This is a genomic window from Humibacter ginsengisoli (genome assembly GCF_054780095.1).
The window spans coordinates 412,974-425,910 of sequence record NZ_BAAGWZ010000001.1; the positions used below are offsets into that span (position 1 = coordinate 412,974).

A 12,937-nucleotide genomic window follows, 5' to 3' on the forward strand; every position below is an offset into this window, starting at 1 on the left:
TCGCTGACCTACGGGCGTGAGCCGGTTGTCACACGCCGTGATGCGAGCGGCACCTCGGCCGTAACGGCGCGTTCCTACTGTTGCGTCATACCGGGCGTTGCCCGAGGGCGGACGCTCAGCAGACGCCATCCGACTCGAGATGAGGACAGCAGATGAACTCCGAGCAGATCGAACTCGTACGGACCAGTTTCGCGAAGGTGACACCGATCGCCGATCAGGCCGCGACCATCTTCTATGAGGAGCTTTTCGAGCGCGATCCCTCGCTGAGGGGGTTGTTTCCGGAGGACATGGCCGAACAGCGCCGCAAGCTCATGACGATGCTCGGCATGGCAGTGAACGGCCTGAACGACTGGGACGGCCTGCGGCGCATCGTCGCCGATCTCGGCGCCCGGCACGCTGGCTACGGCGTCAAACCGGAGTACTATCCCACGGTCGGCGCCGCGCTGCTCGCGACCCTTTCGCTGGGGCTCGGTGAAGACTTCACCACCGAAGTGAAGCAGGCATGGTCGTCCGTCTATGCTGCCCTTTCCGCAGCCATGATCGAAGCGGCGGAGGCGGCGACCACATCCGACCGGCTGGCCATCGCGGAGTGAAGCGCTACCCGATGTGAGTGGCGCTGGTCGGTTCAGTAAGGCGACCAGCGCGCGGCGGCGAGATCGACGCGGTACCGCTCCACGGCATCCTCGCGTGATGCCTGTTCGCGGGTCATCCCCTTCAGCGGCGTGCTCTCCTCGAGATAGTGCTCCAGCGCCTTGCCCTCGTGGCAGGCCGGCGGCTGGCCGGATGCCCGGATCACCCGCCACCACGGCACATCCGCTCCGTACGTGGCCATCACGTTGCCCACGACTCGGGCACCCCGCGACCCGAGGAGCGCCGCGATCTGGCCGTACGTCATGACTCGGCCCGGCGGGATGTCCGACACCACCTCGAGGACGGCCTCGACGAAGCCCTCGGCGGGTTCGGGCATCCGCCGCTGCGCGGTCGACGGTGTCATCGCGAACAGGCGGACGAGGCTCAGAGGTCCATTGCGCCGATGGTCTCCCCGTACTGCGTCTCGCCGATCGGCGAGAACCCGGTGCGGAGGAAGAACGCCTCTGGGCCGAGCTCCCCGGTCTCCCAGATCACATAGAGCCGGTCCTGCCCGCGCTTGCGAGCCTCGTCGGCGAGCGCGTCGACGGCGAACTGGCCGATGCCGCGACCCTGCACTTCGGCGTCCACGTTGATGCGCCAGAGGATGGAGCGGAACTCGTCGTCGGCATCAGGGTCGAAGCTGCCCATGATGAAGCCGACGACCTCGTGGTCGCCGTCGACCACGACGCGCTGCCAGGTCATGTTCGGGTCGTTCACGGCCGCAGCGGCGGAGTACGACACCGGAGTGATGAACTGTTCCTGGCCGGGCTTGAGTGTCAGCGCGTTCGCTGCGGAGATGTTCGAAGCGGACAGTTCCTCAAGACGCAGCTCAGCCATGGCACAAGGGTAACGTGCCGTCTACGGCGTCGATAGTCGGCCTCGGGAAACGTGAAGAGGGCACGTACACCCAGTGGATGTTCGTGCCCTCCATCACGTGTCGATGTCGCGTCAGAAGGCGGCCAGTGCCTCGTTGAACGTCGCGGACGGCCGCATCACAGCGCTCGCCTTCTCCGGGTCGGGCAGGTAGTAGCCGCCGATGTCTGCCGGCTTGCCCTGCACCGCGACGAGTTCGTCCACGATGGCCGGCTCCTTCTCGGTGAGTGCCTCGGCGAGCGGAGCGAACACGGATGCCAGTTGCGGGTCATCCGTCTGCTTCGCCAGCTCCTGCGCCCAGTACAGCGCCAGGTAGAAGTGCGAGCCGCGGTTGTCGATGGTGCCGAGCTTGCGGCCGGGGCTGCGGTCCTCGTCGAGGAACGTCGCGGTGGCGCGGTCGAGCGTCTCGGCCAGCACCTTGGCGGCGGGACGTCCGGCCTGCTCGGCGTACTTCTCGAACGAGGGCACAAGAGCGAAGAACTCGCCGAGCGAGTCCCACCGCAGGTAGTCCTCCTGCACGAGCTGCTGCACGTGCTTCGGTGCGGATCCGCCGGCACCCGTCTCGAAGAGCCCTCCACCGGCGATGAGCGGCACGACCGAGAGCATCTTGGCGGAGGTGCCGAGTTCGAGAATGGGGAACAGGTCGGTGTTGTAGTCGCGCAGCACGTTGCCGGTGACCGAGATGGTGTCCTCGCCCTTGCGCATCCGCTCCAGCGAGTAGGCGGTGGCGAGCTCGGGCGCGAGGATCTCGATGGTGAGGCCGGTCGTGTCGCCCACGAGGTCCGAGTCCGCCAGGTACTCGCGCACCTTCGCGATGAGCTGAGCGTCGTGTGCGCGGGTCTCGTCGAGCCAGAACACGGCAGGCGTCTGGCTGGCGCGCGCACGGGCGACGGCGAGCTTCACCCAGTCGCGGATCGGGACATCCTTGGTCTGGCAAGCGCGCCAGATGTCGCCTGCGCCCACCTCGTGCTCCAGGAGCACGTCGCCTGCCTTGTTCAGCACCTTCACTGTGCCCGCAACCGGGAGCTCGAACGTCTTGTTGTGCGAGCCGTACTCCTCGGCGGCCTGAGCCATGAGGCCGACGTTGGAAACCGATCCGATGACAGCGGGGTCGAGCGGGCCGTTCTTCTTCACGTCCTCGATGACCGTGGCGTACACGCCGGCGTACGAGGAGTCGGGGATGACGGCGAGAGTGTCGTCTTCGTGTCCCTCACCGTCCCAGAGCTTGCCGCCGTTGCGGATGAGAGCGGGCATCGACGCGTCGATGATCACGTCACTGGGCACGTGCAGATTCGTGATGCCCTTGTCCGAGTTGACGTAGGAGAGTCGCGGACCGGCCGCGAGGGCGAGGTCGATCGCCTCCCGGATCTCGGCCCCGTTCGGCAGCGCCTGGATGCCGCTGAGGATGGCGCCCAGTCCGTCGTTCGCAGAGATTCCGGCAGCGGCGAGGTCGGCACCGTACGTGTCGAAGACATCCTTGAAGTAGGCGCGCACCACGTGACCGAAGATGATCGGATCGGAGACCTTCATCATGGTGGCCTTCAGATGCACGGAGAACAGCACGTTCTCGGCCTGAGCACGCTTCAGCGCGTTCGCGAGGAACGCGTCGAGGTGCTCGGCGGAGAGGTGCGTCGCGTCGACGACCTCGCCGGCCTTGACCGGCAGCTGCTCGAGCAGCACGTTCTGTTCGCGGTCCTGGGTCTCCAGCACAATCGTCAGGGTGTCGTCTGCGGGGATCGTGACGGACTTCTCGTTGCTCTTGAAATCGTGCTCACCCATGGTGGCCACGGTCGTCTTCGAGCCTTCGGCGAACGGCTTGTTGGTGTGCGGATGCTTCTTCGCGTACGCCTTCACAGACTGGGGTGCGCGCCGGTCGGAGTTGCCCTGGCGCAGCACCGGGTTCACCACCGACCCGATGACCTTGAAGTACTTCGCGCGGATCTCGGCCTCTTCGTCGGTGACGGGCGAGTCCGGGTAGTCGGGAACGTCGTAGCCCTTCTCCTGAAGCTCCTTGATCGCCGCCTTCAGTTGCGGGATGGATGCCGAGATGTTGGGCAGCTTGACGATGTTCGCGTCGGGGGAACCGGTCAGCTCGCCGAGTTCCGCCAGAGCGTCGTCGGCCAGGCCGAACTGCGCGAGGATGCGCCCGGCCACAGAGATGTCGCGGGTCTCGAACTCGACACCGGCCTTCTCCGCGAACGCGGACACGATCGGCAGGAACGAGTACGTCGCCAGCAGCGGAGCCTCGTCGGTGTGGGTGTAGATGATCTTCGTCATCGCGTCAGCACGCTCCTTGTCGGCGGTTTTGCGGGAAAAAGAATCTTGACGTCAAGATAAATCGTCTGGTTAGACGATACCGGACGACGGCGCTACTCGCAGACCGCCTTGGCTGCGGATGCGGCGTCGAGCACGGCTGCCTTGTCGGTTTCCACCTTCGTCTCGGCTTGCGCCGGAGGGATGCCCGGAGCCGCCTTCAGTTCCGCGGCGAGGGTGTGCAAAGCCGAGGTCACGGCATCCGCCTTGGCCTTCACCTGCGCGTCGCGTACGTCCTTCATAGCGGAGGAGAAGGCATCCGTCGCCTGGGTCACGGTGCTGAGAGCGGCTGCGGGATCGCTCTGAGCGCTCAGCCCGGTGAGCGCGTCCTTCAGGTCGGATCCCGCCGATGCGAGCCGGGAGCAGGATGCGACGCGGCTGAGCCCGTTGACGGCGGAGCATCCGGACAGCAGAAGGGCGGTGATCGCGATCCCGCCGAGCATGCCGATGAACCGGCCGGTTCGCCGGCGAGTGGCAGTCGTCATGCCCTTCACGATAGGGCAGACGGATGACGGCGCCCGTCGGCGGAGTTGTAGGTCGTCGTTCGAGCTGCCGTCTGGTGCTCTCGGAGACGGGCTGCCGGCGAACGACGATGCGCCGCCGGTAGCCAGCCCGGCGGCGCATCGTCCGTCTCCGCGACGAATCCAGCTCGGTATCAGCCCTTGTAGGCGGTATCCATTGATTTCAGGACCTGTTGTGGGGCGCTCTGCCCGGACAGCACTTCCTGCATGCCGGTCAGGTGCGCCTGCTGTACCTGCGCGTTGGGCCAGTACTGGTCGGGGTATCCGAACGTCTTGTTCGCCTTCTGGTATTCGCCGATCACCGCGATGGACGCCGGGATCGAGCTCTTCGCGTTCGGGATGGCGGGGACGGAGTTGCTGTTCTTCGCGTAGGTGTTCTGCTGATCCGGTGTGGAGAGGAAGTCGAGGAACAGTTGCGCTGCGTTGGGGTCCTTCGCGTGCGCGTTGATTGCATACTCCGAGCCGATGGACGATGCGAGGTATGTGTCCTTCGGCTGATCGGTCGCGGGGAACGCCTTCATCCGAAAGTCACCGCTCGGGTTGTCGAGCTGAAGCTGGGCGATGGCGCCTTGTGTCTGCACGATGGCTAGGGCGTCACCGGCTGCCACCATCTTCGCGGCATCCGGGTACTGCACGCCCGTTGGGTCCTTCTCGAAGCACCCGGCCTTCAGCATTTGGACATTCATGTCCATCGCCTTCTTCCAGCCCGCGGAACCGGCGAAGGTCGCCTTGCCCTTGGACATCTCGGTATTGAAGTTGGGGTCCTTGGCGTACACCAAGGTGGGAATGAGCGCATAGTCGATGAGCTGTGTGTTCGATGGGGTGGCGGCGCCGAGCGCGAAGGCCACCTTTCCCTTAGCCTCGGCATCCGAGCAGAGCTGCAGAACACTGCTGAAGGTCGTCGGCACCTTCAGGCCGGCCTTCTGCAGCGCTTGCATATTGAAGATCATGCCGATGCCGCCGACCGTCATCGGGCGCACGTATACCTTGCCCTTGTACTCGGCGAGCGGGCGGATGCCCTTCGGAAGCTGCTTGACGAACGGCTGATTGGAGAGGTCCTTGACGTAGCCCGCCTCGGCGAGCAGTGACTCGCCCGCCGGGTTGCCGGCGCCCGGGTAGGTGTAGAACACGTCGGGTCCGTTGTTGGCGGAGAGCTGTGTCTGCAACGTCGTCTGGTACGTCGTCGTCTCGGCGGCCGTGAGGGTGACCTTGATCTTCGGGTACTTCTTCTCGAACGCGGTGATGATCGGCTCGAGCGGCGTCTTGTCGTTCTGGTTGGTCGAGATCGTCAGCGTCTTCTCTGGCGCTCCGGCAGTGCGAGCCGATGTTGATGGTGTGCTCGAGCACGCGGCGAGGGTCACGGCGAGTGCCGCGACGACGGGGAGCGCGATCAGACGGCTGTGTTGGGACACGGTTCGTCCTCCTTGTACGGGTGGATGTTGGGACAGATGGATGTTTCGGGTGGTGCAGGGTGTCCGCGGTCAACCTTTGAGGCCGCTCGCGAAGCCTTTGATGATGGTGCGCTGCATGAGGAAGTAGACGAGCAGGATGGGCGCGATCGTGATCACGAGTCCGGCGAAGACCAGGTTCCAGTGGCTGACGAACTCCCCGACGAACGAATACAGAACGACGGGAACGGTCGCGTTGCCGGACCCGCTGAGGTAGAGCAGCGGGGTGAAGAAGTCGTTCCAGATGTTCAGAACGTTCAGGATCACGACGGTGCCGGTGACGGGGCGCAGCAGGGGGAACACGACGCGCCAGAACGTTCCCACTGGACCGCAGCCGTCGACCGCAGCGGCCTCTTCGTACTCGGCGGGTTGAGCTCGCAGGAATCCGGCGTAAAGGAAGATCGAGAACGGTGCCAGGTGACCGGAGTAGAAGATCATGAGCGACAGCGGTGACCCCAGAAGACCCAGGTCGCGCATCGTGGAGTAGAGCGGGATCAGTGCGAGCTGGAAGGGCAACAGCAGGCCGATCATGAAGACGTAGAAGGCCACCGTCGACCAGCGCTTGGTGCTGCGTGCGAGCGGGTAGGCGGCCATCGCCGAAATGACGACGAGCACCACCACGCTGACCACAGTGATCAGGGCGCTCGTCAGCAGTGCGTGAGCCAGTCCGGCTTGACTCCACGCGTCGGCGTAGTTCTGCAGCGTCGGACGAGTCACGATCGCAAGTGGATCGGTCAGATCGGACGGCGCCTTGAGCGACTGGTTGACCAGCACGTACAGGGGAATCATGAATAGCAACCCGACGGCGATCATCACCAGTTCGAGTACCAGTGTGCGGTAGGTGTACTTCCTCACGAGTCGGTCCTCCGCTTCGACACGCGTTCTGATCGGTTCAGGCCCCGGTACTGCAGCACGGAGATGATGCCGACGCAGATCGTGAGCAGTACTGCCAGGGCGATGCCGTACCCGAACTGGTTGAACTGGAACACGTTCTTGTAGATCAGGGTCGACAGGGTCTCGGTGGCGTGGCCCGGGCCACCACCCGTGGTCACCTGTACTTGGTCGAACAGCTTCAGACTGGCGATGACGGAGAGCATCAGGTTGATGGTGATAGCGGGTGCGAGTTCCGGCCGGATGACGTACCAGAACCGGCGGAAGGGGCCGGCGCCGTCGACCAGCGATGCTTCGATCGATTCCTCCGGAACTCCCTGCAGACCGGCGAGGAAGATCACCATCGAATAGCCCGCGTATTCCCACACGACGATGATGCTGATGGAGAAGAGCGCGAGGCGGGGGTCGCCCAGCCAGTTCTGCTGAAGACCGCCCAGGCCGATTCTCTGCAGCAGTTCATTGATGGTTCCGGTGGGCGTGAACAGGTACTGCCAGATGAACGCCGCAGCGACAGGGGTGATCACCACCGGGGCGAAGAGGAACACGCGAAGGATGTTCCGGCTCTTGATGCGAGTGTTGACGCCGAGCGCCAGGAGCAGGCCGATCAGGTTCTGCACCACGGTGATACCGACGGCGAGCTCGATCGAGTGGCCGAGCGCCGCGAGCGCTGCGTCGTCTTGGAACGCTTTGACGAATTGCTGGATGCCGACGAAGTGCTTCTCAGGCGAGAGCCCGTTCCAGTCGGTGAAGGCGAAGCCCACGCCCTGGATGCTCGGCCAAAGCACAACGAAGGCGTAGAACGCTGCGGCGGGGATGATGAAGTAGAACGGCGCAGCCCGCAATGGCCGTCGGCGGCCTGCAGCCCGGGCGCGTCCGTTCGGTGGGGACACAGATCGGTCTTCGCGGCTCAACGTCACGGTCGCCATCCGTGTGCCTCCATCGTCGCTCCTCGTCATCGAGTGCCGGGCGGTCACAGAACCGTTGTTGCGGGTTCACGCTCCGGACCGCACCACCGTACGCACGGACATCCATGCACGTCCAAGACCGTTCTTGGATGGAGCGATGCCGTGGGGGTATCGGAGCCGACTCTGCCGTATGGTCGTCGTATGTATTCCCTCGAGCAGGTGCGCGGCTTCGTCGCGGTTGCGGAGGAGTTGCATTTCGGAAGAGCCGCGGAACGGCTCAACATGACCCAGCCGCCGTTGTCGCGTCAGATTCAGCGGTTGGAGGTCGAGGTCGGCGTGCAACTGCTGGAGCGCAACGCTCGCGGGGTTCAGCTGACCGCCGCCGGTAGCGCGTTCCTCGAAGACGCTCGCCGCCTTCTGCGTCTGGCCGAGGCGGCACCGGATGCTGCGCGTCGCGTCGCGGAGGGTTGGAGCGGGTCGCTGAACATCGGGTTCACGGCGAGTTGGGCGTATCGCCTGCTCGACGACTTCCTCAAGCACATGAGCGTTAGCCTTCCGGGTGTGAGTCTCGAGCTGACGGAACTCGCCAGCAGTCAGCAGCTGGATGCCCTACTCAAGGGGGATCTAGACCTGGGGTTCGCCAGGCCACCGTTTGATGACACGGTGTTCGAGAGCATCCGTGTCGAGCATGAACCGCTCGTGGTGGCAGCGCCGGTCGGGCATCATCTGCTGCGCATTCGACGACCGCTGACCGGCGACGATCTGGGCGGTGAGGACTTCATCATGCACTCCTCGACCGGGGCTCAGTACTTCTATGGCCTCACGGTTCAGGCACTTGCCGGCCGCCATGTGGTCACTGCTCATACGGTGAGCCAGCTGCTCACGATGATGCTGCTGGTCGCCGCGCGGCGTGGGATCGCCCTGGTGCCGGATTCGGCGCGTCGTCTCGGACTGGAGGGGATAGGTTTTGCGGAGCTCGTCGATGCTCCGGAGGTCGAGTTGCATGCGGTCTGGGTGCGGGGCGGTCGTAATCCGATCCTGCCCAGGGTCCGGACGCTGCTCGACCGTATGCAGGAGGATGCCGCTGAGGTATCGCAGCATCCAAAATCGGTGTTGGACTGATATCGATCGGGCTTTCTAGGCTGACCGCATCCGTGAGCGCCTCTCACCGGCGCTCGCACGCAATCAGTGAGGATGCACATGCCCGCACCTTGGTCTCCTGCAGACCTCGCCCGCCAACTCGGTTCTGGACTGCTGTCTTTTCCGGTGACACCCTTCGACCCCGACCTCCGGCTCGATGAGTCGCGTTACCGCGATCACCTGGCATGGCAGGTCGGCTACCCGATCGCCGGGCTTTTCGCCGCCGGCGGCACCGGCGAGGGTTTCTCGCTGACCGGCGCAGAGCTCGATGAGGTGGTTCGGATCGCCGTGAGCGAGGTGGGGACAGCCGTCCCCGTGATGGCTCCGGCGATGGGCGCCACGGCGCAGGCCGTTGCTCATGCGCGGGCAGCGCAGGAGGCGGGTGCGGCGGGCATCCTGCTCTTCCCGCCTTATCTGACCGAGGCGGGACAAGATGGCCTCGCAGCCCGGATCGACGCCGTCTGCGCTGCCACTGATCTTGGGGTTGTCGTCTACAGCCGAGCCAACGGCGTTCTCAGTGATCGAACCCTGGAGAGGCTCGCCGAACGCAATCCCAGGTTGATCGCGGTCAAAGACGGCGTCGGCGACATCGAGAAGATGACTCGCACCTTTGCGCGCCTCGGCGACCGGCTGATCTACATCGGCGGGCTGCCCACCGCGGAGACATTCGCGCTGCCGCTGCTGCAACTCGGATTCACGACCTACTCCTCCGCCATCTTCAACTTCGTCCCCGAGTTCGCCCTCGACTTCTACGACGCGGTACTGCGTGCCGACCGTGAGGAGGTCTACCGCAGGTTGAACGCGTTCGTGATCCCGCTCACGGAGATCCGTGACCGCGCTGGTGGCTACGCGGTCTCGATCATCAAGGCGGGGCTGCGTGCCATCGGACGCGACGCCGGCGCGGTGCGACCACCGCTGCGAGATCTGACCACGTCGGAACAAGGCGAGCTTGACGCCCTCGTCGACGGCATCCACGCATCGAGAGGTTGAACCCGTGCAGATCACCGAATTCACCGTCATCCCTCTGGCTTTTCGGGACCCGCCTCTGCTCAACTCGTGGGGTGTGCATGAGCCGCTGGCGCTGCGCTGCTTGGTCAAGATCGTCGTCGACGACAGCGTCGTCGGCTGGGGCGAAGGCTCGGGTGAAGCATCCGTTCTCGCCGCTCTGAACGAGGTACGCGAGTGTGTCGTCGGCCGGAGTCCGTTCGAACTGGGCGCCATCGAGCAAGCGATCGCGAGACGGCTCCGCACCGGAACGCGGTCCGCCCGGGACATCGCAGGAACCTTCGCCATCATCGAAGTCGCCTGTCACGACGCGCAGGGCAAACTCGCGGGAGTATCGGTCGCCGAACTGCTCGGCGGTAGGGTGCGGCACAGCGTGCCCTACAGCGCCTACCTGTTCTTCAAATGGGCCGGTCACCCAGACGTTGACGGGAACGTCGAGACGGATGCCTGGGGTGCGGCACTTGACCCGCAGGGCATCGTTTCCCAGGCGCGCATCCTGACTAAGCAATATGGTTTTCAGTCGATCAAACTCAAAGCAGGGGTCTTTCCGCCTGCAGTCGAGATCGAGGCGATCCGGGAACTTGCCAAAGCTTTTCCCGGATATCCGCTGCGCATCGACCCGAACGGAGGCTGGACGGTCGAGACATCGCTGAGCGTCGCCCGGGAACTCGCCGGTGAGCTCGAGTATCTAGAGGACCCCACGCTCGGTCTGGACAACCTGGCGATCGTCGCGAAACGGGGCGGTCTTCCGATTGCGACGAACATGGCAGTGACCTCCTTCGATACGATCCGGCCGGCCTTGGAGGCCGGCGCCGTCCAGATCGTGCTCGCAGACCACCACTACTGGGGCGGTCTGCGCAGGTCGCGCGAACTCGCCAAGCTCTGCGACAGCTTCGGCCTCGGACTTTCGATGCACTCGAACTCCCACCTCGGCATCAGCCTCGCAGCTATGACGCATCTGGCAGCAGCAACACCGAACCTCGACTACGCCTGCGACACGCACTACCCCTGGAATTGCGCGGATGATGTCGTCGTGCCGGGAAGCTTCGAGTTCGAGGATGGCGCGCTGGCGGTCCCGACGTCGCCTGGACTGGGCGTCGATGTCGACGAGGGCAAGGTGGCGGAACTCCACGATCTCTACCTCAGTTCCGGACGCACCACGCGAGACGACACCGCCTACATGCGGCGCGTCGACGCGCACTACGACCCCGCTCTCCCGAGATTCTGATGCATGTGACCTCATCGGAAAAGATCACCGCTCACCTGTACCCCTGGGACGTCAACGGCGACCCGGATGCGGCGGCGCGGCTCGTTGACGCCGGTGTGACCAGAGTGGCGTTGGCGGCCTCGTACCACGCCGTTCGCGCGGCTACACCGCATCATCCCCGGCACAAGATCGTCGAAGCCCCGCACGGCGCCGCGTACGTTGCGATTCGAGCCCACGTATGGGAAGGGCACGAGCTCGTTCCGCAAAGCGCTGAGGCGTGGGCCGGGGCAGACAGCTTCGTGCGTGCGCGTGAAGCGCTGGCGCAGGCGGGGCTTCGAGTGGCCGCCTGGTCTGTGCTCACGCATTCGTGCTCGTTCGAAAGCCGTTTCGGGGAGCACACCGTGCGGAACGCGTTCGGTGACCGTTTCTCGTACGCCCTCTGTCCCGCACGGCCCGAGGTGCGCGAGTACGCCGCCACGCTCGTCACCGAGATCGTCTTGCTGGGCCAAGTCGAGGAGATCGTGCTCGAGGCGGCCGGCCAGCTGGGGTTCGAGCACGGCTCCGCCCACGAGAAGACCGCCGGAGCCGACTGGTCGCGGGCGCAACAGGCTCTGCTTTCAATTTGCTTCTGCACGCCCTGCGAGAAGCTCTATACGCGGGCCGGCATCGAACCCGCCGCTATGCGCTCCGAAATCGCTGACGCCCTCGCTGACGCGGAGGCGGCTGCCAGGCTTCGGGCCAGATTGTCGTCGGTCGTGCCGCCGGCGCGGGCAGCAGCCGACGATGAGTTGTTACGTGAGGTCGTGAGTCACGCCAGAGCAGCCGGCGCACGTGATGTCACGGTCTTCGCAGATCCCGACCCGTGGACTACAGGCGCAACGATCACGCCTCTCGGCAGCATCGACGGGGTCGACCGTTGGCTCCTGCCTTGCTTCGGAGACTGGCAGGACGATGCGATGCGGGCGGCCGCGCTCGCGCGTCTGGCTCCCGCCGCGATCGCGGCCTACGTCAGCCTCCTCACGGAGGACTTCAGCGCGACCATCGATGACAGACTCGCTGCCCTCAGCGGCGCTGGCATCAGCAGCGTGCACGGATACCACTACGGCCTGGCTTCTCAGGGCAGAATCGACACGATGACCGCTGCCTTCGAGCGCAGCTCCTTCTCGGGGCGGCGCCGGTGACGACACTGCTGCTGACCGGGGCGACCGGAATGATCGGCAGCGCCCTCCGCCCCCGACTCGCCAGGCCCGGGCGAACCCTACGACTCCTGGATACTGTCGAGCCCGCGAGTCCGGCCGATGGCGAGCAAGTCGTGGTCGGATCTTTCGCCGAATCGGCCGTCGCAGCAAAAGCCTGCGAAGGCGTCGATCTCATCGTCCATCTGGGTGGACACAGCAAGGAGCAGTCCTGGTCCGAACTGATGTCCGTCAACGTAAGCGGTACCCAGCAGCTGTTGGAAGCCGCCCGCATCGCAAACGTTCCTCGCATCTTGCTCGCCAGCTCAATCCACGCCGTTGGCTTCCTCGCGCCCGGTCACGCCCGCGATGTACCTGCGCCCCCTCCGCGTCCTGATTCGTACTACGGAGTAAGCAAGGCTGCGATCGAAGCGCTCGGCAGCCTCTACGCCGACCGCTATGAGATGTCGATCACGTCTGTGCGCATCGGAACCTTCGGCACTACGGTGCGTGAACCACGGATGCTCGCCACCTGGTTGTCCGCCGACGACGCCTCACGAATCGTCGAGGCATGCCTCACGTTCGACCAGCCGGGTCACCGTGTCATCTGGGGCGTCTCGAACAACTCGAGGCGGTGGTTCGACCTCGAACCGGGCCACGAGATCGGCTACTTCCCACTCGACGACGCCGAGATGTGCGCTTCCGACCAGCTTCGAGCGGACGCCGAGCAGGTGCTTTCGGCTAGCCAGTTTCTCGGCGGACCGCTCGCAACCGACCGGTTCCCGCCGGGAAGCCCCTGGATCTGATCCGCGAAGGGCTCGCGCAACGA

The 12,937-nt window shown here is 65.0% G+C and carries 13 protein-coding genes; 6 read left to right on the forward strand and 7 right to left on the reverse strand.

The window, feature by feature from the left end; genetic code table 11:
* Nucleotides 1–152 precede the first annotated feature (152 nt).
* Nucleotides 153–593 carry a globin family protein gene (locus ACYVI5_RS01690; protein ID WP_460578720.1) on the forward strand — a complete coding sequence of 147 codons (441 nt, stop codon included), beginning with the start codon at nt 153–155 and terminating at the stop codon, nt 591–593.
* Between the two features lie 32 nt (nt 594–625).
* On the opposite strand, the gene ACYVI5_RS01695 is transcribed toward ACYVI5_RS01690, so the two are convergent.
* The 7 genes from ACYVI5_RS01695 to ACYVI5_RS01725 form a co-directional block, all read right to left on the reverse strand.
* On the reverse strand, nt 626–994 hold the full coding sequence (locus ACYVI5_RS01695; RefSeq protein ID WP_460578721.1) for an MGMT family protein: 369 nt from the start codon (nt 992–994) through the stop codon (nt 626–628).
* 20 nt (nt 995–1,014) lie between these two features.
* A complete protein-coding gene (locus tag ACYVI5_RS01700) occupies nt 1,015–1,467 on the reverse strand; it encodes a GNAT family N-acetyltransferase (protein WP_460578722.1) in 453 nt (150 codons plus the stop codon).
* A gap of 111 nt (nt 1,468–1,578) precedes the next feature.
* Entirely contained in the window at nt 1,579–3,780 is a 2,202-nt protein-coding gene (locus ACYVI5_RS01705) for an NADP-dependent isocitrate dehydrogenase (protein ID WP_460578723.1), read from the reverse strand.
* A 92-nt stretch (nt 3,781–3,872) separates the two neighbouring features.
* Nucleotides 3,873–4,301 (reverse strand): hypothetical protein, encoded by a 429-nt coding sequence (locus tag ACYVI5_RS01710; RefSeq protein WP_460578724.1) that lies wholly within the window; start codon nt 4,299–4,301, stop codon nt 3,873–3,875.
* Between the two features lie 170 nt (nt 4,302–4,471).
* A complete protein-coding gene (locus tag ACYVI5_RS01715; protein WP_460578725.1) occupies nt 4,472–5,749 on the reverse strand; it encodes an ABC transporter substrate-binding protein in 1,278 nt (425 codons plus the stop codon).
* A gap of 69 nt (nt 5,750–5,818) precedes the next feature.
* A complete protein-coding gene (locus tag ACYVI5_RS01720) occupies nt 5,819–6,640 on the reverse strand; it encodes a carbohydrate ABC transporter permease (protein ID WP_460578726.1) in 822 nt (273 codons plus the stop codon).
* Nucleotides 6,637–7,602 carry a carbohydrate ABC transporter permease gene (locus ACYVI5_RS01725; RefSeq protein ID WP_460578727.1) on the reverse strand — a complete coding sequence of 322 codons (966 nt, stop codon included), beginning with the start codon at nt 7,600–7,602 and terminating at the stop codon, nt 6,637–6,639. The genes ACYVI5_RS01720 and ACYVI5_RS01725 overlap by 4 nt, the downstream gene beginning before the upstream one ends.
* A 180-nt stretch (nt 7,603–7,782) precedes the next feature.
* On the opposite strand from ACYVI5_RS01725, the gene ACYVI5_RS01730 reads away from it, so the two are divergent.
* The 5 genes from ACYVI5_RS01730 to ACYVI5_RS01750 all read left to right on the forward strand — a co-directional run bounded on the left by ACYVI5_RS01730 (nt 7,783) and on the right by ACYVI5_RS01750 (nt 12,914).
* On the forward strand, nt 7,783–8,703 hold the full coding sequence (locus ACYVI5_RS01730; RefSeq protein WP_460578728.1) for a LysR family transcriptional regulator: 921 nt from the start codon (nt 7,783–7,785) through the stop codon (nt 8,701–8,703).
* 78 nt (nt 8,704–8,781) lie between these two features.
* Nucleotides 8,782–9,711, forward strand: a complete 930-nt coding sequence (kdgD, locus tag ACYVI5_RS01735) for a 5-dehydro-4-deoxyglucarate dehydratase (RefSeq protein ID WP_460578729.1) — start codon at nt 8,782–8,784, stop codon at nt 9,709–9,711.
* A gap of 4 nt (nt 9,712–9,715) precedes the next feature.
* The gene (locus ACYVI5_RS01740) at nt 9,716–10,954 is read left to right on the forward strand and encodes an enolase-like domain-containing protein (RefSeq protein WP_460578730.1); all 1,239 of its coding nucleotides are present in this window, start codon (nt 9,716–9,718) and stop codon (nt 10,952–10,954) included.
* A 5-nt stretch (nt 10,955–10,959) separates the two neighbouring features.
* The gene (locus ACYVI5_RS01745) at nt 10,960–12,114 is read left to right on the forward strand and encodes a hypothetical protein (RefSeq protein ID WP_460578731.1); all 1,155 of its coding nucleotides are present in this window, start codon (nt 10,960–10,962) and stop codon (nt 12,112–12,114) included.
* On the forward strand, nt 12,111–12,914 hold the full coding sequence (locus ACYVI5_RS01750; protein ID WP_460578732.1) for an NAD-dependent epimerase/dehydratase family protein: 804 nt from the start codon (nt 12,111–12,113) through the stop codon (nt 12,912–12,914). The genes ACYVI5_RS01745 and ACYVI5_RS01750 overlap by 4 nt, the downstream gene beginning before the upstream one ends.
* Nucleotides 12,915–12,937: the final 23 nt, after the last annotated feature.

Coding starts and splice junctions, on each gene's coding strand:
- ACYVI5_RS01690 (WP_460578720.1), top strand. CDS start 153: ATGAACTCCGAGCAGATCGAACTCGTACGGACCAGTTTCGCGAAGGTG.
- ACYVI5_RS01695 (WP_460578721.1), bottom strand. CDS start 994: ATGACACCGTCGACCGCGCAGCGGCGGATGCCCGAACCCGCCGAGGGC.
- ACYVI5_RS01700 (WP_460578722.1), bottom strand. CDS start 1,467: ATGGCTGAGCTGCGTCTTGAGGAACTGTCCGCTTCGAACATCTCCGCA.
- ACYVI5_RS01705 (WP_460578723.1), bottom strand. CDS start 3,780: ATGACGAAGATCATCTACACCCACACCGACGAGGCTCCGCTGCTGGCG.
- ACYVI5_RS01710 (WP_460578724.1), bottom strand. CDS start 4,301: ATGACGACTGCCACTCGCCGGCGAACCGGCCGGTTCATCGGCATGCTC.
- ACYVI5_RS01725 (WP_460578727.1), bottom strand. CDS start 7,602: ATGGCGACCGTGACGTTGAGCCGCGAAGACCGATCTGTGTCCCCACCG.
- ACYVI5_RS01730 (WP_460578728.1), top strand. CDS start 7,783: ATGTATTCCCTCGAGCAGGTGCGCGGCTTCGTCGCGGTTGCGGAGGAG.
- kdgD (WP_460578729.1), top strand. CDS start 8,782: ATGCCCGCACCTTGGTCTCCTGCAGACCTCGCCCGCCAACTCGGTTCT.